Origin of the sequence: Kitasatospora viridis (assembly GCF_007829815.1) — a bacterium.
GTDB classification, from domain to species: domain Bacteria; phylum Actinomycetota; class Actinomycetes; order Streptomycetales; family Streptomycetaceae; genus Kitasatospora; species Kitasatospora viridis.
Genome location: NZ_VIWT01000005.1, coordinates 371,092 through 391,174 on the forward strand (window position 1 = coordinate 371,092; position 20,083 = coordinate 391,174).

Genomic DNA, 20,083 nt, shown 5'->3' on the forward strand with positions numbered 1-20,083 from the left:
AACGGGTCCGGTGGCCGGGCGGTCGGACGGTCAGACGGTCAGCGAGGGGAACGGCCAGCGGCGCACCCGCATCGGCAACCACCAGGCCAGGCCCGCCTGTTCGGTGATCAGGCCGGCCTCCGTGAAGTCCCGGCGGACGGCCGCCGGCAGGCGCCCGGCCTCGGCCCCCTCGGACAGCGCCTCGATCTCGGCGAGGTGCTCGGGATCGTCGATGGTGAACAACTCCAGCGTGCCGAACCGCCGGTCGCGCACCTCGACGAACCCGGGGCCGCGCCGGAAGACGCACCGGCTGGGGAAGTACCCGTCCCGCCAGCGGGCGGCCACCTCCGGCGGCGCGCCGAGCACCTCCTGCGGCGGGTAGAGGTGGTGGAACAGGCCGGACGCCGCGCAGCCGTCCGCGCAGCGGGCGCGCCAACGCACGGCCAGCCCCTGGCTGGTGGCCTCCCGGACGAACAGCAGCGCCTGCGCGGCCGCGGCGGGAGCGTCGCGGCAGAGCGCGACCGGCTCGACCAGCCGCACGCAGCGCACGCCCGACCGGTGCAGCTCGGTGACCTCGGACCGGGCCGGGGCGCGCAGCCCGCGCACCCCGAGCGCGATGCCGGGCAGCCGCTGCACCGCCGGGTCGTAGTCGAGCCACAACTCCACCTCCAGGGCGGGTGTTTCGAGCTCAGCCGAGCGCGTCGACATGGCGCCCCCTTCCGGTGTCGGGAGCCTGGTCCGGCTCGGCGGCGGTGGGCGCGTGCCGGTGCTCGACCCGCATCAGCACCTGGTTGTCGGACTCGACCGCCACCTGCAGCCAGCGCTCCCCGTCGTGGAAGAGCAGCCCCAGGGCTTCCCAGTGCGGCAGCAGCGACGCGACAGTCGCTGCGCCGCCCGGCAGGCGGGCGGCCAGCGCAGCCGGCGAACGCGGCTGGTCCAGCAGCCGGAACAGTGCGAGCTCCACCGGATCGGTCAGCTCCAGCACCCGCCAGTCGTACCCGGGGCGGGAGTTGGCCAGCACGATCCGCTCGCCGGTGTCCAGGTAGCTCAGCCTGCTGTCCGGGAACCGCGCGCGCCAGCCGTCCACCGCGGCCGTCAGCCGGTCCGCCAGCGCCTCGTCGATGCCGCGTGCAGCAGTGGTGAACACATAGGCCAGATCGGCCAGTTCACCCTCCGGGAGGCGGTAGGTGGCCCGGTACTGGTAGGCCGGGCGGGTGAGCTCGAAGCCCAGCTCGGGCCGGCTGAAGTAGGGGCTGAAGCGCTCGATCACGATGCGGCCCGCGCCGGTCGGCGGATCCAGGTGGTGCAGTGCCGGCAGCTGCCGCAGCACCGACTCGTAGTCGGCCGGCCGCTCCCCGGGGAACCCGTAGAGGTAGTTCCAGGTCACCGAGACGCCGGCGCTCTGCGCGTCCCGCAGCGCGCGGACGTTCTGACAGCCCGTCACACCCTTGTCCATGATCTTCAGGACCCGGCTGCTCAGGCTCTCGATGCCCGGCTGCACCTGCACCGCCCCCGCGTCGCCCAGCAGTTGGAACTGCTCGCGGCGCAGGTTGGCCTTGATCTCGAAGTGCAGCCGCAGGTCCACCGGCAGCTCGGCGAGTGGCCGCAGCACGGTCTCGAAGTAGCCCATGTCCAGGATGTTGTCGACCACGTAGACGTCCAGCAGTTGGTGCCGTTCGGCCAGCGACAGCACCTCGTGCAGGAAGTCCGCCGGCCGCTTGGAGCGGAACTCCATCGAGGAGCCGTTGAGCCCGCAGAAGGTGCAGTGGTGCTTCTCGCCCCACCAGCAGCCGCGGGACCCCTCCAGGACCAGCTTCGGCTCCACCCAGCGGGCCGCCACCGAGGCGTCCAGCCGCTCGAAGAAGCCGTCGTAGCGCGGGGTGAGGATCGCGGCGGGCGGCAGCGGCCGGGTCGCCATCGGGTTGGCCTGCGGGACGCCGTGCTCGTCGCGCCAGCACAGCCCGGGCACGCCGGCCGGCCCGGCCGGCCTGGCCGCACCGGCGGCGGGCTCGGCGAGCAGGTCGAGCAGGGCGGGGAAGGCCAGTTCGCCCTCGCCGCGCACGACGAAGTCCAGGAACGGGAAGTTGCGGTGCAGTGCGGCCCCCTGCGGCCCGTCGCAGTTCGCGCCGCCGAACACCGTCCGGACCTGCGGGGCCACCCGCTTGAGCAGGCGGGCCGCCGCGAGGCTGGCGGCGTTCTGCTGGAAGGTGGTGCTGAACCCGACCAGGTCGGGCGGGTCCGCGGCGATCGAGTCGACCAGGCGGACGATGAACTCGGGGGCCGTGGCGCGGGTGGCCAGCGCCAGCTCGGTCTCCTGCAGGCTCGCGCCGTTGGCGGCGAGGAACCGGAGGTACTCCTCGAACTCCGCTGCCGGGTCGAGGCCGGGGTAGCGGCCCGGGTCGGTGTGGGCGCCCTGCTCGGTGGCGTCCGGCTCGGCGGCGTCCGGGTAGAGCGCTCCGGCGAACACCCAGTCCCCGGCGCCCTGGAAGTAGGACCGCTCGGAGAAGTAGGTGTAGTCCGCCAGGCCGAACCCGGCGTGCTCGGCCGCCCAGTCGGCGTACTCCAGGTTGGCGTAGCGCACCTCGACCCGGTGGCCGGCCCGTTCGGCGGCCGCGCGCAGGATGCCCAGCGCCAGCGACGGCATGTCGAGCGCGCCCCACGGCATGTGCACCAGAACGATACGCATGGTCCTGCTTCCGTCGACGGACGTGTGACCGGGGCGGCCGGGCTCGGCCGGGCTCGGTCGGGGGAGACCGAGGTGCCGCTCCGGGGCGGTGGCTCCGGAGCGGCGGTGCTCAGCTGCGCGCTGCCGTGCGGTGCTCATGCTTGCGTGGTGCTCGACTGGCTACCGCTCGCCTACTTGCTCTCGGCGGCCGGCTTGCGCTCGCCCTTGAGGGCGGGCTTGACGGGAGCGGCCTTGGTGATGTCGAGGGCGAAGCTGTTCACGATGACCGCGCCCCGGTCGCGCTCCGGAGCGCTGATCGGGTCGTTCTGAACGCTGCGTCGCTTCATGGGAATTCACCTCCTCTCGCGGTGCGTCGGGCACTCCGGGGCGGGCCGCACCGGAGCGGTCAGGGGGGTGGCGGGGTCGGCCAGCAGTGCGCCGCGAAGCGCAGCATCGCGGCGAACACCGCGTCGTGGTCGGCGGCCAGGCGGCTGCGGTGCCCGCCGTCCGTCCAGAACAGCTCGTGCGGCACCGCCAGCCGTGCCAGCTCCTTCGCGTACCGCGTCACCTGCTCGGCCGGGCACCGCTCGTCGGCCTCGGAGACGACCAGCAGGACGGGGGAGCGCACCTGCTGCACGTAGCTCAACGGGCTTGCGGCCCGGTACCGTTCGGGCACCTCCTGCGGGGTGCCGCCGAACAGCTCCTGGTCGATGACGCGCAGCGCGGGCGTGGTGGCCCGGTAGACGGCCGGGTAGTCGGCGATCGGGTGCGCCGCCATGCCCAGCGACCACAACTGCGGCTGCGCGCCCAGCCCCAACAGGGTCAGGTAGCCGCCCCAGGAGAACCCGCACAGGCCGGTGCGCCCGGGGTCCGCGACCCCCTCGTCGACCAGGGCGGCCCGGACGGCCGCCAGGTCCTCCAGCTGGGCCAGGCCGACGCGGTGGCCGAACTCGCGCTGCCAGCGGGCGCCGTAGCCGGTCGAGCCGCGGTAGTTGGTGCGCACGACGGCGTAGCCGTGCCGGACCAGCGCGCCCACGCTCGGGTCGTAGGAGTCCCGGTCGTGGGTGGCCGGGCCGCCGTGCACCAGGAAGAGGGTCGGCCACGGGCCCGGCCCGGGCGGGGTGCTGACGAAGCTGTGGATCGGGCCGGCCGGTCCGGAGGTCCAACGCTGGCCGGGGTGCGGCGAGTTGACGGTCGGTGAGACCTGGTCTGCGCTCAGCCCGCCCGGCGGGATCAGCAGGGGGCGCGGGGGCACGGTGGTGCGGCTCCACAGGCAGTGCAGGGTGCCGTCCGGCGCGCAGGACAGATCGTGGATGGTGCCGCCGGGCGTCGGGATCTCGCGCGGCCCGTCCCAGTCTGCGTCGAGGTCGACGGCGAGCAGCCGGCTGCGGCCGTCCTGCTCCTGCTGGACCAGGACGCCGCGGGCACCGCCGTACCAGCCGACCGAGATCTCCGAGGCGAAGGCGAGCCGCGGGTGCGGGCGCAGCCCCCGGTCCGCCCGCCAAATGGCCACCGTGTACTGCTCGTTGAGCTCGGCGATCAACAGCAGCTCGGGGTCCGGGCCGTCCTGCGGCCGGAACTCGATCGGCCACAGCCGCAGCCCGCTGCCGCCGGGCAGCCGCACCGGGGCGCTGCCGGGCGGGTCCGTCGGCCACAGCAGTACCGCGTCGGGCCCGTCGGGCCGGCCGCCCAGGGCCAGCAGGCGCCCGTCCGGCGAGAGGTCGGCCAGGCTCAGGTAGCCGGGGGCGGTGCCGACCAGTCGGCCCGCGCCGCCGGGCTCCCCGAGGTAGCAGTGCGAGGCGCCGCCGACGCCGATGCCGACCGCCGCGCGCGAGCCCGCCCGGTCGAAGGCGAGGCCGTACGCGCGCCCGCGCGGCAGGCCGGTCAGCGCCTCGACGGGCCCGCCGTCCGTGAACGGCTGCCGCCGCCAGCGGCCCTCGCCGCTGGTGTCGGCGTCGAACCACCACAGGTGGGCGCCGTCCGGTTCGATCTCGCTGAGGTCCACCCCGTGCGGCCGGTCGGTGACCACTCGTCGGCGCCCCGTCCCGAGGTCCCAGGCGACCGCCTGCCACCGGCCGCCCACCATCCGGGTCTCGACCGCGCGCCCGGGCGCCAGCGCGGCGAAACCCGGGGCCTGGAGCGCCTGCGACATGAACCCGGCCCTCCGCTGGGGACAGGGCGGCCCGGGATCGCGGGCTGCCCTCGCTGTCGGTTTCGGCTGCGCTGAACTCCGCCCGGCACGAGGCGTGTTGACCGCCGGGGCGTCAGGTGAACGGGGACCACTGTAGGTTCCGGCGGGGAACGTGTGTACGCCTTGCACACAGTTGGCTGAAACATGTCATGGGAGGGGTCGGGCGACCGCACGGCCACCGCCCCCGGGGGACCGAATGGCTGAACCGCACGCCGGTTCCGCCCCCAACACCCCGCTCGTGCCGGACACGGGCCCCGGGGCCGAGGATTCTGGCCGACATGCAACGACCGACGACCCCCCTCCGTGCCGGTAGCGTGCTCCTCGGCCTCCTGCTGATCGCGGGCGCGTTCCTGACCGCCTTCTGGATCACGCCCAGCTACGTGGACCGGCTGCCCGACGACGTCAACGCCCAACGTCCGCTGGCCGGCACCTTCACCACCCTGCTGGACGGCCAGGCACTCGCCCAGGGCAACCTGCTGGGCGCGCTCAAGCACAACGTCCCGCTCACCATCGACCGCAACGTCAAGGTGGTGGCGACCTCGGGCGGCTCCGCCCTGGTGAGCGACGCCCGGACCACCCGCGCCGCCGGAACCCCGGTCGAGCAGACCACCTGGCAGTACGCGGTGGACCGCAAGAGCCTGGAACCCGTCGACCACCACCCGAGCAGCTGGTCGGTGGTCGACGCGAAGGGCCTCACCGTCAGTTTCCCGTTCGGCGCCGGGAAGCAGACCTACACCGGCTGGGTCCCGGAGACCGCGACCACCGTCCCGGTCACCTACAGCCACTCGGAGCAGCGCTCCGGCCTGCAGACCTACGTCTACCAGGCCACCACGCCCGCCTCCCGGATCACCGACAGCCAGGTGCTGGCCGGCCTGCCCAAGGCCCTGCCGCAGAGCGACCTGAAACTCCTCGTCCAGTTCGGCCAGCTGACCCCCGATCAGCAGGCCAAGCTCACGGCCCTGCTCCCGACCCTCAGCGACCCGGCACCGCTCTCGTACACCCTCCAGGGCAACGACACCTTCTGGGTGGAGCCCGAGACCGGCAGCGTGATCGACGTCAAGCGCGTCCAGCAGCGCACCGCCGCGCTCACCGCCCCCGGCGGCACCCTCGTCCCGCTGCTCCCCGTCATCGACGCCACCTACCAGCAGACCCCGGCCGCCGTCTCCTCCGCCGTCGACGACGCCAAGGACGGCCGGGACGCCATCTCCTGGGTCGGCACCATCATCCCGATCATCGCCGGCATCCTCGGCGCCCTGCTGATCGCGGCCGCCCTGCTCATCCCCACCCGGCGCCGCCCCACCGCACCCACCACCGGGCCGGATTCATTCCGGGAATCGGACAACTGACACCCCGCACGACGGCGGCGCTGCGGAAGACTGTGCGAGTGCCCCCTCCCACTCCGCTCGCCGCCGCCGAGGAGATCCACGCCCACCTCGTCGGCCGGCTCAACCTCGTCCTTCGCCGGCCCGGGATGTACGGGGGTGAGACGGCACTGCGGGTGCTGATCGACCACCTGCTGTTCGTGGAACGCCGGCCCGAGGCGTGGGCGCAGCTCCAGCGGGACTGGGACGACCGGGGACTCCGGACCCCCATCGGCATCGCCGGGACGCTCCAGGACCTGTTCCCCGCCCAGGCCGACTCCTACGAGATCGCCTCGGTGTACGCGGAGTTCGCGCACCGACGCGGCTGGCTCAAGCCGGACCGCGTGCTCACGGGCGAGGCGTACGAGGCCCTCGCGGGCCGGGTCCGCCAGTGGGCCGCCGCGGACCGGACCTGGGCGGACGTGACGGCGGAGTTCGGCTCGCCCTCCGTGCTGTTCGGTGGGAACAACCCCCTGTACGGGAAGGCCCTCGGCTACCTCGCCGAGGATCCCCGGCAGCCGATGGTGGTCTTCCACCTGTGGAACGGCAGCCGACCCGGGGCCGAACCGTGGCCGCCCGAGCACGAGCAACCGCTGCTCCTCGCCGTGCGGTTCGGCCCGGGACCGTTCCGCGCCTCGGTGACCTTCACCCCCGAGGGCGAGCGGCGGAAGCCGACGGGCTGACAGGTGCTCGACGGGACGACGGCCCGTTCCCGCCCGGGGGCGGGAACGGGCCGGTGCCGCTAGCGGATGCGCAGTGGGAGGGTCTTCGGGCCGCGGGCCTGGGTGCCGCCCCAGGCCACCGTGGCCGGGTTCTGGAGGCTGAACTCCGGGACCCGCTCCAGCCAGACCTCCAGGGCGACGCGCAGTTCCATCCGGGCCAGGTGGGAGCCGAGGCAGCGGTGGATGCCGAGGCCGAAGGCGGCGTGCCGGTTGGCCTCGCGGTCGATGACGACCTCGTCGGCGCGGTCGAACTGGGCGGGGTCGCGGTTGGCGGCCGGGAAGGAGAGCAGGATCCAGTCGTCGGCCTTCATGTCGACGCCGCGCCAGTGCATGTCGTCCTTCACGAGCCGGGCCATGGTGACCGGCGCGTAGGCGCGCAGGAACTCCTCCAGCGCGGTCGGCAGCAGCTCGGGCTCGGCGACCAGGCGTTCGCGGTCCTGCGGGTGCCCGGCCAGGTGCCACAGGGAGGTGCCGATGGCGCTGTAGGTGGTGCTGATGCCGGCGATGAGCAGCAGCATGATGGTGCCGATGACGTGGTTCGGTTCGAGCTTGCGGCCGTGCAGCTCCGCATTGAGCAGGTAGCTGATCAGGTCGTCACGCGGCTGCTCGACGTGCTTGTTGACCTCCGCGAGCAGGTAGATGAACACCCGGCCCATGTGCTCGATGCGCTCTTCGCGCGACTGCTTGCCCTCGCCCTCCAGCTTGGTGGCGAGCTCGTGGAAGCGCTGCCGGTCCTCCGGCGGCAGGCCGAGCATGTCGCCGATGACGCGGCTCGGGATCTGCTGCGCGTAGTCGTGGGCGGCGTCGACGACGTCGCGTCCCTTGAAGCCGTCGATGAGGGAGTGGCAGAACGCCCGCGTGCCGGGTTCGAGCTTGGCGACGGCGGTCTTGGTGAACGCCGGGAGCAGCAGCTTGCGCGCGCCGTGGTGGAACGGCGGGTCGGAGGTGATGGGCGGTGCTTCGCCGATCGGCGCCAGGTCCCGCGGCGGCCGGAACTCGCTCAGGTTGGTGCCGAGCGAGGAGAAGTGGTCGGTGTCGTACGCGATCGCCGCGACGTCCTCGTACAGGGTCGGCAGCCAGGCGCCGCCGAACCGGTCGGTGTGCGCGATCGGGCAGCGCTGCCGCAGGTCGTCCATGATCGGGAAGGGATCCTCGGCCCACCGCGGGTCCAGGTGCGAGAAGTCCGTCGCCCAGTCGGTCACCGGGCCGGTGACGATCTCGCCGCGCGAGACGTGGAACCGGTCCCGGTCGGTGTGGCGGAAGTCCTTGTTGAAGCGGTCGTCGACGGCCACGTCACACCCCCTCGACCACGGTGATCGCCCGCTCCGGGCAGCTGGCGACCGCGAGGCGGGCCTCGCGCTCCTCGCCCGGCCGCACCGAACCGTCACCGGGAACGTTGCCGTAGCCCTCGACGTCCTCGCCGAACACGCCGGGCGCGATGTCGTAGCAGCGGCCGTGCCCCTGGCAGCGCCCGGAGTCGATCTGTACTTCCACAGTGAACCGTCCCCTTGTCGTGAAACCGATCTGCACGCCCGTTCGCCGTACTCGCCGTGCCGGGCTCGTCGGGCCGTTCGATCAGCTCCATGCCGAGGCCCGCGCGCGAGCACGGGGTCCTCGCAGGCCGGGTGCCGACGCGGTCCATGCTTCCTGGCACCGAGCGGTCGCGGAAAGGGAGGTCGGCCATCGCCCGTCCATCGCCGGGTAACTGAGTGCCCATCGGGGGCAGGCCGGCGCCCGTGACGGCGGCGGCGCGCGCCAGTTACCCCGCAGTGGCCGGGCGATGGCCGACCACCCTTTACACGATCGCGCGGCCCCGGCGAGCATGAGGTCGCGACGAGCCTGGCGACGACGAAGTGATGGTGATCCCCGAGGGTCGGCCGGATGCGAGCACACCGCCCCCCGACGACACATCCGCCTGCTGAAGTACGTTTCCGCGATACCGCGTTACACAGAAGACGTGACACAGAAGATGAAAAGGTGACAGTCAATGGGGTATGTGTTCTCGCTGGTTCTCAGCCGGGAGATTACCGAGGACGAGATGACCACCCTGAAGGTGGGTTGCGGCGGCGCTGCCGACTTCGGCACCGACGTGCTTCCGACCAACGCCGAGGTCACCGTCACGAAGCTGGACTTCGATGACGCCGTGTCCCCTTCGCTGGCCGAGGCCATCGAGTCGGCCCTCGCGGCGGTGGCGGAGGTGACGGACCTCAGCGTCTCCGAGCTCACCGTCCCGGCCCAGCCGGCGGGCGCCGAGGGCGCCGAGGCCGAGGCCAAGGAGCCGGTGGCCGTCGGCGCCGGAACGGACTGAGCGCGGGCCGCGTCCACCGGTTCGAACCCGCCGCGGAGCCACGGCCCCGCTGCCCAGAGACACGCCGTCCGCCCAGCCGACGGCGTGTTTCTGCATCTCGACCCCGCCCGTAATGGGCACTCAATTACCCTGCGATGCCCGGGCGATGGCCGATCTCCCTTTCGGTGGCCGGGCGATGCCGGGCAGCATGAACACCGCAGGTATCCGGCTCGACCGCATGCCGAGGGGACCGCCCGTCGCCATGGGGCCCGTTCGCCCGTCGAACCCGCCGGGCCGGGGCGTCATCGCCTTCCCGGAGACCTCCGCCGCCGCTGGCCTGCCGTGCAGGATGGCCGAACGGGGCCATGCGGATCAGCCTCATGACAAGTGGGACGGTTCACTGTGAAAGTACAGATCGACTCCGGGCGCTGCCAGGGACACGGCCGCTGCTACGACATCGCGCCCGGCGCGTTCGACGAGGACGTCGAGGGCTACGGCACCGTGTCCGGCGACGGCACCGTGCCGCAGGGCGGGGAGCGCGAGGCCCGCCTCGCGGTCGCGAGCTGCCCGGAGCGGGCGATCACCCTGATCGAGGGGGCGTGAGATGACCGCCGACGATCGCTTCAACAAGGACTTCCGGGACCCGAACCGGGACCAGTACCACACCATCCGCGGCGAGACGATCTCCGGCCCGGTCACCGACTGGGCGACGGACTTCTCGCACCTCGATCCGCGGTGGGCCGAGGATCCCTTCCCGATCATGGACGACCTGCGGGAGCGCTGCCCGATCGCGCACACCGACCGGTTCGGCGGCGCGTGGGTGCCGACCCTGTACGAGGACATCGCGGCGGTCGCCTACGACACCGAGAACTTCTCCTCGCGGTCGGTGAACGTCGGCAACTTCCGGCCGCCGAAGAACCTGGCGCCGATCGGCGAACTCCCGCCCATCACCTCCGACCCGCCGTTCCACCACGGCGCGCGCAAGCTGCTGCTGCCGGCGTTCACCAAGACCGCCGTGGCCCGGTTGGAGCCGACCACGAGGGCCTACTGCCACTCCCTCATCGACGGCTTCAAGGGACGCGACGTCGTCGACGCGGCCGAGGAGTACGCGCAGCGGGTCCCCGAGCAGGTCATCGGTGACCTGCTCGGCATCCCGCAGGGCGACCGGAAGCTGTTCCGCGAGCTCATCTCGAACATCAACCGCGAAGACGCCCTCGACTCGCGGGACGAGCACGTCGAGCAGCTGAGCAAGATGTTCGTCTTCCTGCTCGCGGAGATCAAGGAGCACGTCAAGAACCCGCGCGAGGACCTGATCACCTACCTCCTCAACGTGGAGCTGCGCGGCCGCAAGCTCGACCCGAACCACATCATCAGCATGATGCTGCTGCTCTTCGCGGCGGGCATCGGCACGACGACCAAGTCGATCGGCTCCTCGCTGTGGCACCTGGCCGGGCACCCGCAGGACCGCGAACGCCTGCTCGCCGAGCCGGAGTTGCTGCCCACCGCGATGGAGGAGTTCCTGCGCGCCTTCGCGCCGGTCACCATGTCCCGCCTGGTGAAGGAGGACATGCACTGGCGCGGCGTCGACATGAAGGCCGACGACTGGATCCTGCTCTCCTACCCGGCCGCCAACCGCGACCCGGCGCAGTTCGACCGGGCCGACGAGGTCCTCATCGACCGTGAGGGCAACCGGCACGCCGCGTTCGGCCTGGGCATCCACCGCTGCCTCGGTTCGCACCTGGCCCGGATGGAGCTGCGCGTCGCGCTGGAGGTCTGGCTGGAGCGCATCCCGGAGTTCCGCCTCCAGGAGCCGGACGGCGTGGTCTGGGGCGGGCGCCTGGCCCGCGGACCGCTGAACCTGCCGCTGCACATCAGCTGACACCAGGTCAAGTAAGTCGAGGGGCCCTGGGACCCGGCTCGCGCCGGGTCCCAGGGCCCCTCGACTTGCGTACCGCCCTACGCCGTGGGCGAGCTCCAGGCGCGCACCTGCTCGACGACGGCACTGACGTGCTCGATGGGCGTGGTCTTGACGATGCCGTGCCCGAGGTTGAACACGAACGGGCCGCCGCTCAGGCCGCGCAGGATGCGCTCCGTCTCGGCGTGCAGCGCGGGGCCGCCGGCGATCAGCAGCTGGGGGTCGAGGTTGCCCTGCACGCAACGGCCCAGCCCGCGCTGGAGGGTGCGCGCGGCCCAGTCGAGGGGAACCGTGGAGTCCAGGCCGATGCAGTCGGCGCCGGTCGCCTCGGCGAAGCCGTTGTAGGAGAGCCCGGCGCCCCGGGGGAACGCGATGACCGGAACGTGCGGGTACTGCGCCTTCAGCGCGCTGATGATGGCGGCGATCGGCTTGACGCACCAGCGCTCGAAGAGGACGTCGGGAAGCACCCCGGCCCAGCTGTCGAACAGCTGGACCGCTTCCGCGCCCGCCTCGATCTGCCGGCCGAGGAACTGGATGATGGCGGTCGTCAGCAGGTCCATCAGGGGCTGGAACCCGTCGGGGTCGCTCAGCGCCCACTGCTTGACGACGGAGTGCTCGGAGGCGGCGCCGCCGCGGCCCTCGACCATGTAGGTGGCGATGGTCCACGGCGCGCCGGCGTAGCCGATCAGGGCCGTCTCGGCGGGCAGCGCGCGGGTCAGCTGACTGACCGTCTCGTAGATCGGGGCCAGTTCCTCGTGCAGCCGGGAGATGCTCAGGAACTCGGCGATGTCCGCCGTCGAGCGCACCGGCGGCGTCAGCACCGGCCCCTCGCCGACCCGGTAGTCCAGGGTCTGGCCCAGGGCGGCGGCGACCTGCGGGAGGTCCGCGAACACGATCGCGGCGTCCAGCGGGAAGCGGCGCAGCGGCTGCAGGGTGACCTCGACGGCGTGCTCGGGCGTGGTGCAGAGCCCCACCATGCCGCCGGCCGCCTCCCGGACCTTGTGGTACTCGGGCAGGTAGCGTCCGGCCTGCCGCATCAGCCAGACCGGCGGCCGCTCGGTGCGCTCACCCGCGAGTGCGCGCAGCAGCAGCTTCTCGGGCCGGACGGTGCCGGACCCCGGCTTCGGACCGACTGCTTCCCGGATGCCGATGTCCACGCTGTTCCATCCTGTTGGATCGCCCCGGGTGTTCACGGGACTCAAGTAGCGACGTCGGACCCCTGTGGCAGGGGCCGTTGGCAGCGTAGCAGAGCTCGATGGGCCGTCCCGGCAGGCGATTGGCGGGCAGTTGACGGTCAGTCAAGAGCTCGCCCGGGCCCCGGACGGGCCGCGCCCCGCGATGGAAGTCCCAGTTACCCCGCAGTGGCGGATCGTAGGCGGAGCGCCATTTACGCGTCGGCCGGGCGCACGCGAACATGAGCGCCGTCGTGACGGCGATCGGGAGGATGACCGGATGAGCCTGACGGGACGCGCGGAGGCGCCGATCGGTCGGACGGACCGATTCTTCATCGGCGGGCAGTGGGTGGTGCCGTCGTCCGGCGCCATGATCGACGTGATCGACTCCGCGACCGAGGAGCTCTACTTCAGGGTCGCGCAGGCGCAGGCCGCCGACATGGCCAGGGCCGTCGCGGCGGCGCGGGAGGCCTTCGACGAGGGCCCCTGGCCGCGCCTGACGCCGGCCGAGCGGGCCGGGTACCTGCGGGCGATCGGCGCGGAACTCAGGCTCCGCGGCGAGGACATCGCCGAGATCTGGCCGCGCGAGTCCGGTGTCCTGCACACCTTCGCGGCCAACGCCGGCTCCGGCGCGGAGACCGCCTTCAAGCGGTACGCCGCGCTGGCCCGCACCTTCCCGTTCGAGGAGCCGGTCAAGCCGACGGCCGGCGGACAGTTCGGCCTGCTGGTCCGCGAACCGGCCGGTGTGGTCGGTGCGATCATCCCGTGGAACGCCCCGATGGGCATGATCGCCAACAAGGTCGGCCCCGCGCTGCTCGCCGGGTGCACGGTGATCCTGAAGTCGGCGCCCGAGGCGCCGGGGGAGGGCTACCTGCTCGCCGAGGCCGCCGCCGCGGCCGGCCTGCCGCCCGGCGTGCTGAACGTCGTCACCGCCGACCGCGAGGTGTCCGAACTGCTGGTGCGCGACCCGCGGGTGGACAAGATCACCTTCACCGGGTCGACGGCCGCCGGCCGGCGCATCGCCGCGATCTGCGGCGAGCGGGTGGCCCGCTGCACGCTGGAGCTCGGCGGCAAGTCCGCCGCCGTGATCCTCGACGACATGGACCTCGCCACGGCCGCGCGCACCCTCGCCCAGGCCGAGTGCTTCCTCACCGGTCAGGTCTGCTCCTCGCTGACCCGGATCGTGGTCAGCCGCTCGCGGCACGACGAACTGGTCGAGGCCCTGGCCGGCGTGTTCTCCCGGGTGCGCGTCGGGGACCCGTTCGACCCGCGCTCGCAGATGGGGCCGCTGGCGGCCAGCCGGCAGCGGGACCGGGTCGAGGGGTACATCGCCAAGGGCGTCGCGGAGGGGGCCACGCTGGCCACCGGCGGCGGCCGCCCGAAGGGCCTGACCCGCGGGTGGTACGTCGAGCCCACCGTGTTCGGCAACGTCGACAACCGCTCGGTCATCGCCCAGGAGGAGATCTTCGGCCCCGTGCTGTCCGTCATCCCCGCGGCCGACGAGCAGGACGCGATCCGGATCGCCAACGACACCATCTACGGCCTCAACGCGGCGGTGTTCACCAACGACGCCGACCGGGCCCGCGAGGTCGCCCGGCAGCTGCGCTCCGGCACCGTCGGCCACAACGCGCTGCGCAGCGACCTCGGCGTCGCGTTCGGCGGGTTCAAGCAGTCCGGCATCGGCCGCGAAGGCGGCCGCGAGGGACTGCTGCCCTACCTCGAAACCAAGACCGTGATCCTCGAAGGCCGGCCGACCGGCTACGAGGACACCGTCCTGTGACCGTGCCCGCCCTGACGCCGCGTTGATCGACAAGCTCACCGAACCGACGGCACCGAACCGCCCTCACCGAACCGCCCTCACCGAACCGCCCTCACCGAACTGACCACCCGGCTCACCCGTGAGCCCGCACAGCCGACGGGGACACACTGATGACTGACCTTGAGGTCCGCCCGGACGAACTCCAGGCCCTCGCCACTCTCTTCGGCCTCGGTGACCCGTACCCGGAATACGCGAAGTGGCGGGCGCGGCAGTCGGTCGTCCGCCCGCACGAGAAGCTGTTCGTGTTCAGTCGCTACGAGGACTGCGCGGCGGTCCTCGGCAGCTCGGCCTTCGGCCACGCCCCGCGCGAGGCCAGCCCGCTGCGCAGCCTGTGGCGGGGCACCGGCCGACCGGCACCCGCCGCCCCGGAGACGACGGCCGGTGCCGTCCCCGAGACGGCCAGCGCCGCCGACGCCGACGCGGCCGTGGTCACCGCCCAGGACAACGCCAGCAACATGCTCCGGCTGAACCCGCCCGACCACACGCGGCTGCGCCGCCTGGTCTCCCGCGCCCTCACCCCGGCGAGCGTCCGCGCGCTGATGCCGCGCATCGAGGAGATCACCGCCGAGTTGGTGGGCGAGCTCGGCCCGGACTTCGACGTGATCCGCGACCTCGCGCTCCCGCTGCCGGTCCGGGTGATCAGCGAGCTGCTCGGCATCCCGGAGGCCGACCGGCCGATGGTGGTGACCTGGTCCGAGCAGCTCTCCCGGAGCATCGACCCCGGCTTCCTGATCACGCCCGAGGACCGCGTCACCATGCGCGCGGCCCGGGACAGCTTCCACGAGTACCTCGGCGCGCTGATCCCCAAGCGGCGCCTCGAACCGGGCGACGACCTCGTCTCCGCCCTCGTGCACGTCCACGACGAGGACGGCACGCTGACCGAGCACGAGATCATCATCACCTGCCGGCTGCTGCTCATCGCCGGCCACGAGACCACCCGCAGCCTGATCGGCGGGTCCGTCCTCGCCCTGCTCAACCACCCCGCCCAGCTCGCCGCCCTGCGGGCCGACCCGGACCTGGTCGAGCGGTGCGTCGAGGAGGTGCTGCGCTACGACCCGCCCATCCAGCTGCTGGTCCGGTCCGCGCTGGAGGACACCACGGTCGGCGACACCACCGTCCCGGCCGGCGCGCGCGCCCTCATGCTGCTCGGCGCGGCCAACCGCGACGAGGCGCTCGGCGAGGACCCGGAGGACTTCGACTTCCTCCGCCCCGCCCGCCGGCACCTGTCGTTCGGCCACGGCATCCACTTCTGCCTGGGCGCCCCGCTGGGCCGCGCCGAGGCTGCCATCGCCCTGCGCAGCCTGCTGCCCGTCCTCGCCGAGTCCCGGATGACGGAGGAGCCCGTGTGGAAGCCCCACACCGTCCTGCGCGGTCTTGAGCACCTCCGGCTGACCACGTCGAACTGACGGCAGGTCAGCCGGGCGGTGGGCTGGTGCCGCGTCAGGCGGCGGACACCGGCGGCTGGAGGGCCCCGCCGCCGCCGGCCGGCTCAACCGGGCGGCGCCTGGCGAGGGCCGGGATCGCGGCGGCGAGCCGCCGGAGCGCGGCATCGAGATCGGCCAGTGGCGCCGTCGCGGCGGGCTCCGGCAACTCGGGCAGGGGGTTCGCCGGGGCCGACACCGCACGGCGCAGCAGCTTGACGGTCTCGGCGGTGGCATCCTCGCGCGGGTCGGGCACGCTCGCGGCCAGCGCGTGCACCGGGCCGCGGGCCGCGAGCAGCGCCTCGCCGGCGTCGGCCGGCGTGATCCCGTGCGCCACGCCCAGCTTCCGGGTGGCCCTGCGGTGCAGCCGGTGCGAACGGACGCTGGCGTTCAGGTTGGTGGCCGCGGCGTCGAACGCGGCGAGCGCCTTGGCGGTGGAGGCCCCGTCGCGGCGGGCGTCGAGCAGCGCGGCGAGTGCGGCGAGGGCCGCGCCCAGCCGGGCGCGCACCGCGTCGACGGTGCGCACCGGCACCAGGAACCAGCCCACGATGACCGCCAGCACGGCCCCGAGGACCAGCGCCTGCAGGCGGATGAGCAGCAGGTGTTGGGGGGACTGGCCGAAGTACGCGTAGAACATGGACAGCGCCGTCGTGATGCCCGCGGCGTAGAAGGCGTAGTTGTAGGTGCGCAGGGTGGTGGCCACGGCCAGCACCACGAAGATCAGCACGATGCTGGTCGTGCCGTGGGGTTCGGCAACCGCCGCGATCAGGGCCGCGACGAGCGTGCCCGCCATCGCGCCCAGGCCGCGCTCGACGCCCTTGAGGGCCAAGTCCCCGCGGCCGACCGGGCCGAGGCTGACGACCATCGCGCTGATCACGCACCACTGCCAGTGCTGGCCGAACATCAGGTGCCCGAGCGAGAACGCGGCGCTCAGCGCCACCGCCATCTGCAGGGCCATCCGGTCGCGGGGCGACAGCCCGGCGCGCTTCGCCGCCCGCTTGGCGGGGGCCGGCGCCGGCGGCGAACCCGCAAGGCCGGTCAGCCTCTCGGCGACCAGGCGGACCACCCGGACCCACACGAAGGCGCTGCACCCCACCAGCGCCATCCAGCCGCAGATCGGCCACCACACCAGGTGCCCCGTGCTGGTGCCGGCGGACAGCAGGGCGGCGATCAGCGCCAGCGGGACCAGCGCCCCCAGCCGGGTGACCGCCGCCCCGTACCGCCTGGTCCATATCGAACCCGCCATCAGCGCCACGAACACCGCCCCGCCGATCACCGGATGCCCGGCCATCTGCGCACCGAGCCAGACGCTCGCCCCCGCGAGCACCGAGAGCGCGACGGCCGCCATGACCTTCTGCGGGACCGGCTCACCGCCGGGGCGGCGCGACACCGTGAACGCGAAGATCACGGCCGGCACCGCGAGCACCGCCCCCGGGTACCCCGCGGCGTGGCGCGCGATCTCCACCGCCGTGAAGAAGGAGCCCAGCACGGCGACCATCGCCACCGTCGAATAATAGACTTTGGTTAGCATTCTCACCCCTCTGCCTTGCTGATTCTGCGCAGATTACCGGGCCCCCGTTCTGCTGATACTACATGCTGGTTTAGTATTGAAGGATGGACACCGACGACTGCGCCCAGGCCCTGCTCCAGGGCCTGCTCCGCCTGGGCTCCCGCCTGCGCCACGAGCGCCCGCCCGGTGCCCTGACCGCGAACAAGATCATCGTGCTGGGCCACCTGCGGCGGAACGGGCCCTGCACCCCCAGCGCCGTGGCCCTCGCCGAGCACCAGCAACTCCAGGCCCTGACCCGGACGTTCGCCGAGCTGGAGGCCGACGGCCTGATCACCCGGCAGCGCTCGGAGACCGACCGGCGCGCCTCGATCCTCTCGATCGCCGACGCCGGCGCCCAGGCGCTGTCCGACGATCTCGCGCAGCGCGCCGCCTGGCTCGGCGGCGCCCTCGGCGCGCTCAGCCCGGTCGAGCAGCAGCTGCTCGCCCTGTCCGCCCAGTTGCTCAACCAACTCGCCGACGCCCCCGCCACGGCCGGCCCGGACGAGCAGGCCGGCGCGCCCGCCCCCTGACGGGCCCCGCCCGGGGCACCCGGCGCCGAGTTCGACGCCGAGTCAGCTTTGTTTGACCGTGAGTAACCACACCAAAGCTTTACCGAATTCCGGGTGTGGCTGAAAACGTGGGCAAACCAGCTTCCCCCGGCGATATCACGGACATCCCCGGTGTGAATCTTGTCTCAATGGCTCCCGCCTGCCCCGAGGTTTGCCGCGGGTACCGAAGGGGAGCAAGGGAGGGGTGCGGTAGGGAGCGCAAGAAGATCGATGCGGACACGTATTCGCCTCATCTTCACGTCACACTCGTGTAACCTCAGGTGACGGCGATCGGGGGACGATGGGGATGATGACGGGATCGGTGCCGGCGCGGCCGCGGACGACGCTTCCCGCACAGGTCGAGACCAATTCGAGCGTCCGGTGCGGCCGTGACGTCCTCGGGTGGGAAGGCCGAAGAGCCGGGGTGAGATTCCCGGCGGCAGGGGCGACCGGTGAAGTGCGCGAATCCACCGCTACCGGTTCCCGGGCCACCACCGTTCTCTGACGCAGTGCCAGATACGTTCGTCCGTTGCCGCCAATAGCGTCGGCAAGGGCTCCGCAGGACAACTTCTCCCGCTCTGAACAACCCTCAGCAGTTCAGCGAACCCGGTAGTCCGTGAATTCCTGCAGCCCATTGATTCCTGAGCACCTTGCAGGCCTGTCCAATTGTGGACGAACTGCGTCGCGCGTGGCGGGAGGCCAAATTGCAGTTCAATATCCTAGGTCCACTGGAAGTGGTTTCCCAGGACAGGGTGGTGCCGCTCGGCGGGATCAAGCAGCGTGCGATGCTGGGCATGCTGCTCCTGAGAGCGAACCGGATCGTTCCGTCGAGCAAACTGCTCGATTCCCTCTGGGACGGCCGCATTCCGCCGACCGCACGGAAGATGCTGCAGAATGCGGCCTCCTCGCTGCGCGGAATGCTGGCCTGTGACGGCGGAAGTGCCGACCCGCCGGTACTCCTCACCCACACGCCCGGATACCTGCTGCGCGTCGAACCCGGCAGCATCGACTTGAACGTGTTCACGCAACGCACCGAACGGGGCCGCGCGCACGCCGCCGACGCCGACTGGGAATCCGCACGCCGAGTGCTTCGCGAGGCGCTCGACGTCTGGCGCGGCCCGGTGCTCGCCGACCTGGCCGAGACGTGCACCGCGTGGCCCGAGGCCGCCGCGGTCCAGAACGCGTACGTCGTCGCCGTCGAGGAACTGTTCGATGCCGAACTTGCCTGCGGGCGGCACCGCGAGGTGATCGCGGAACTCGAACTGTTCGCAGCCCGGGAGCTGTCCCACGAACGCCTGGTGGCACAGCTGATGCTCGCGATGTACCGGTGCGGCCGGCAGTCGGACGCGCTCGACGTCTACCGCCGCGCCCGGGTGTCGCTGATCGAGGCCCACGGACTGGAGCCCAGCCGGGAGCTCCAGGAGCTCGAACACCTGATCCTCAATCAGGACGTGCGGCTGGACTGGCACGGCGGTGAGATGCCCGCGCTCGGCGACAACGCCGTCGTGGGCGTCCCCTGGCCGACCGCCGTCCCCGCCGAGCCGGCGGTGCCGGCCGCCGCGCCGCCCGAGGAACCGCCCGCCGAGCCCCGCCGCCCGGCGCTCGTCCCGACGGACGGCTGCGACGTGCCGCTGCCCCAGGGGCAGTTGGCCACCGTGCTGGCCGTCGTCGGCGAGGTCGGGCCCGGGGCGGACGTCGCCGAGACGGCCTCCGCGTTCGACACGGTGGCCGCGACGGTCGACCGCGAGGTCGGCCGCCACGGCGGAGTGGTCATCAGCAGGATCGCCTCCGTGAGCTGGATCCTGTTCGACGACGCCGACCACGCCCCCGACCGGGCCGTCGAGGCCGCCCTGGCGATCCGCGCCGCGCTCGGCCGGGTCCGGTCCGTCCGCGACGCCGCCGACGGCGGGGTCCCGCCGGCGGTGGTCAAGGTCGCGGTCGTGTCCACCGACGCGATCCACAGCTACCGCCCCGGCGACGGCACCCTGCGCGCCCTCGACAGCGCCGTCGTCGGCCGCTGCCTCCAACTGGCCAGCGCCGCACCGGCGGGACAGGTCTGGGTCGGCGAGGAGACCAAGCGCGCCACCGAGTGCTGCGTGCGGTACGAGCGGGTCGGCGACGGTGCCTGGGAGGCGCTCGAACTCCTCCCGCAGCCGCACCGGCCGGACCGGGTGAAGATGCTCATCGGAGGCCCGGACAAGCTCAAGAAACTGCGCGGGCTGCTCGCCGGCATCAGCGGGCAGCACTCCTCCCCGCTGATCGAGAGGATCAGCCGCCGCGGGGGCGGCATACCGGAGAACGCGGTGGTCGAGGTCACCGTCAGCGTCCTGCTGCCCTCGGACGCCGCGCACGGCTGGGCGGCGCTGCCGGAGGGCGCGTGAACCCCGCCCCCGCTTCAGCCCAGGACATCGACCAGAAGCACCAGAAGCACCAGGAACGCCAGGAACGCCAGGA

The 20,083-nt window shown here is 72.6% G+C and carries 17 protein-coding genes; 9 read left to right on the forward strand and 8 right to left on the reverse strand.

Annotation, left to right across the window (positions count from 1 at the left end):
- Positions 1-30 precede the first annotated feature (30 nt).
- From FHX73_RS38140 to FHX73_RS38150, 4 genes are all read right to left on the reverse strand, one after another.
- The gene (locus FHX73_RS38140) at positions 31-687 is read right to left on the reverse strand and encodes a DUF5825 family protein (protein ID WP_145910628.1); all 657 of its coding nucleotides are present in this window, start codon (positions 685-687) and stop codon (positions 31-33) included.
- Positions 668-2,665, reverse strand: coding sequence for a RiPP maturation radical SAM C-methyltransferase (locus tag FHX73_RS38145; protein WP_145910629.1), 1,998 nt, complete (start codon positions 2,663-2,665; stop codon positions 668-670). The genes FHX73_RS38140 and FHX73_RS38145 overlap by 20 nt, the downstream gene beginning before the upstream one ends.
- Before the next feature lie 170 nt (positions 2,666-2,835).
- Complete coding sequence (locus tag FHX73_RS45220; protein WP_170305266.1) at positions 2,836-2,991, reverse strand: hypothetical protein; 156 nt, start codon at positions 2,989-2,991, stop codon at positions 2,836-2,838.
- Positions 2,992-3,050: 59 nt separating this feature from the next.
- A complete protein-coding gene (locus tag FHX73_RS38150; protein WP_145910630.1) occupies positions 3,051-4,796 on the reverse strand; it encodes a prolyl oligopeptidase family serine peptidase in 1,746 nt (581 codons plus the stop codon).
- A 317-nt stretch (positions 4,797-5,113) separates the two neighbouring features.
- Between FHX73_RS38150 and FHX73_RS38155 the strand changes: the two genes are divergently transcribed.
- Together FHX73_RS38155 and FHX73_RS38160 are read left to right on the forward strand one after the other, a co-directional pair.
- Entirely contained in the window at positions 5,114-6,181 is a 1,068-nt protein-coding gene (locus tag FHX73_RS38155) for a porin PorA family protein (RefSeq protein ID WP_170305267.1), read from the forward strand.
- Between the two features lie 38 nt (positions 6,182-6,219).
- Positions 6,220-6,879 (forward strand): hypothetical protein, encoded by a 660-nt coding sequence (locus FHX73_RS38160; RefSeq protein WP_145910632.1) that lies wholly within the window; start codon positions 6,220-6,222, stop codon positions 6,877-6,879.
- Positions 6,880-6,938: 59 nt separating this feature from the next.
- Here FHX73_RS38160 and FHX73_RS38165 read toward each other — a convergent pair whose 3' ends face one another.
- Together FHX73_RS38165 and FHX73_RS38170 are read right to left on the reverse strand one after the other, a co-directional pair.
- A complete protein-coding gene (locus FHX73_RS38165; protein WP_170305268.1) occupies positions 6,939-8,210 on the reverse strand; it encodes a cytochrome P450 in 1,272 nt (423 codons plus the stop codon).
- 1 nt (position 8,211) lies between these two features.
- Complete coding sequence (locus tag FHX73_RS38170; RefSeq protein ID WP_145910633.1) at positions 8,212-8,412, reverse strand: ferredoxin; 201 nt, start codon at positions 8,410-8,412, stop codon at positions 8,212-8,214.
- Positions 8,413-8,956: 544 nt separating this feature from the next.
- Between FHX73_RS38170 and FHX73_RS38175 the strand changes: the two genes are divergently transcribed.
- From FHX73_RS38175 to FHX73_RS38185, 3 genes are all read left to right on the forward strand, one after another.
- The gene (locus FHX73_RS38175) at positions 8,957-9,226 is read left to right on the forward strand and encodes a hypothetical protein (protein ID WP_145910634.1); all 270 of its coding nucleotides are present in this window, start codon (positions 8,957-8,959) and stop codon (positions 9,224-9,226) included.
- A 381-nt stretch (positions 9,227-9,607) separates the two neighbouring features.
- Positions 9,608-9,808 carry a ferredoxin gene (locus FHX73_RS38180; protein ID WP_145910635.1) on the forward strand — a complete coding sequence of 67 codons (201 nt, stop codon included), beginning with the start codon at positions 9,608-9,610 and terminating at the stop codon, positions 9,806-9,808.
- Position 9,809: 1 nt separating this feature from the next.
- Complete coding sequence (locus FHX73_RS38185) at positions 9,810-11,084, forward strand: cytochrome P450 (RefSeq protein ID WP_145910636.1); 1,275 nt, start codon at positions 9,810-9,812, stop codon at positions 11,082-11,084.
- 77 nt (positions 11,085-11,161) lie between these two features.
- Here the strand turns inward: FHX73_RS38185 and hemE are convergent, their stop codons facing one another.
- Positions 11,162-12,277: a uroporphyrinogen decarboxylase gene (gene hemE, locus FHX73_RS38190; RefSeq protein ID WP_145910637.1), complete on the reverse strand. Its 1,116-nt coding sequence runs from the start codon at positions 12,275-12,277 to the stop codon at positions 11,162-11,164.
- Positions 12,278-12,572: 295 nt separating this feature from the next.
- Between hemE and FHX73_RS38195 the strand changes: the two genes are divergently transcribed.
- The gene (locus FHX73_RS38195) at positions 12,573-14,072 is read left to right on the forward strand and encodes an aldehyde dehydrogenase (protein ID WP_145910638.1); all 1,500 of its coding nucleotides are present in this window, start codon (positions 12,573-12,575) and stop codon (positions 14,070-14,072) included.
- Positions 14,073-14,221: 149 nt separating this feature from the next.
- Positions 14,222-15,517, forward strand: a complete 1,296-nt coding sequence (locus FHX73_RS38200) for a cytochrome P450 (protein WP_145910639.1) — start codon at positions 14,222-14,224, stop codon at positions 15,515-15,517.
- Positions 15,518-15,551: 34 nt separating this feature from the next.
- On the opposite strand, the gene FHX73_RS38205 is transcribed toward FHX73_RS38200, so the two are convergent.
- The gene (locus tag FHX73_RS38205) at positions 15,552-17,063 is read right to left on the reverse strand and encodes an FUSC family protein (protein WP_145910640.1); all 1,512 of its coding nucleotides are present in this window, start codon (positions 17,061-17,063) and stop codon (positions 15,552-15,554) included.
- Positions 17,064-17,146: 83 nt separating this feature from the next.
- Between FHX73_RS38205 and FHX73_RS38210 the strand changes: the two genes are divergently transcribed.
- Together FHX73_RS38210 and FHX73_RS38215 are read left to right on the forward strand one after the other, a co-directional pair.
- Positions 17,147-17,611, forward strand: coding sequence for a MarR family winged helix-turn-helix transcriptional regulator (locus FHX73_RS38210; protein WP_145910641.1), 465 nt, complete (start codon positions 17,147-17,149; stop codon positions 17,609-17,611).
- A gap of 902 nt (positions 17,612-18,513) precedes the next feature.
- Entirely contained in the window at positions 18,514-20,010 is a 1,497-nt protein-coding gene (locus tag FHX73_RS38215; RefSeq protein ID WP_170305269.1) for an AfsR/SARP family transcriptional regulator, read from the forward strand.
- Positions 20,011-20,083 lie beyond the last annotated feature (73 nt).

Excerpts from the sequence above, each read along its gene's own strand:
- FHX73_RS38140 (WP_145910628.1), bottom strand. The coding sequence starts at position 687 with ATGTCGACGCGCTCGGCTGAGCTCGAAACACCCGCCCTGGAGGTGGAG.
- FHX73_RS38145 (WP_145910629.1), bottom strand. The coding sequence starts at position 2,665 with ATGCGTATCGTTCTGGTGCACATGCCGTGGGGCGCGCTCGACATGCCG.
- FHX73_RS45220 (WP_170305266.1), bottom strand. The coding sequence starts at position 2,991 with ATGAAGCGACGCAGCGTTCAGAACGACCCGATCAGCGCTCCGGAGCGC.
- FHX73_RS38150 (WP_145910630.1), bottom strand. The coding sequence starts at position 4,796 with ATGTCGCAGGCGCTCCAGGCCCCGGGTTTCGCCGCGCTGGCGCCCGGG.
- FHX73_RS38155 (WP_170305267.1), top strand. The coding sequence starts at position 5,114 with ATGCAACGACCGACGACCCCCCTCCGTGCCGGTAGCGTGCTCCTCGGC.
- FHX73_RS38175 (WP_145910634.1), top strand. The coding sequence starts at position 8,957 with ATGACCACCCTGAAGGTGGGTTGCGGCGGCGCTGCCGACTTCGGCACC.
- FHX73_RS38185 (WP_145910636.1), top strand. The coding sequence starts at position 9,810 with ATGACCGCCGACGATCGCTTCAACAAGGACTTCCGGGACCCGAACCGG.
- FHX73_RS38195 (WP_145910638.1), top strand. The coding sequence starts at position 12,573 with ATGAGCCTGACGGGACGCGCGGAGGCGCCGATCGGTCGGACGGACCGA.
- FHX73_RS38200 (WP_145910639.1), top strand. The coding sequence starts at position 14,222 with ATGACTGACCTTGAGGTCCGCCCGGACGAACTCCAGGCCCTCGCCACT.
- FHX73_RS38205 (WP_145910640.1), bottom strand. The coding sequence starts at position 17,063 with ATGCTAACCAAAGTCTATTATTCGACGGTGGCGATGGTCGCCGTGCTG.
- FHX73_RS38210 (WP_145910641.1), top strand. The coding sequence starts at position 17,147 with ATGGACACCGACGACTGCGCCCAGGCCCTGCTCCAGGGCCTGCTCCGC.
- FHX73_RS38215 (WP_170305269.1), top strand. The coding sequence starts at position 18,514 with ATGCTGCAGAATGCGGCCTCCTCGCTGCGCGGAATGCTGGCCTGTGAC.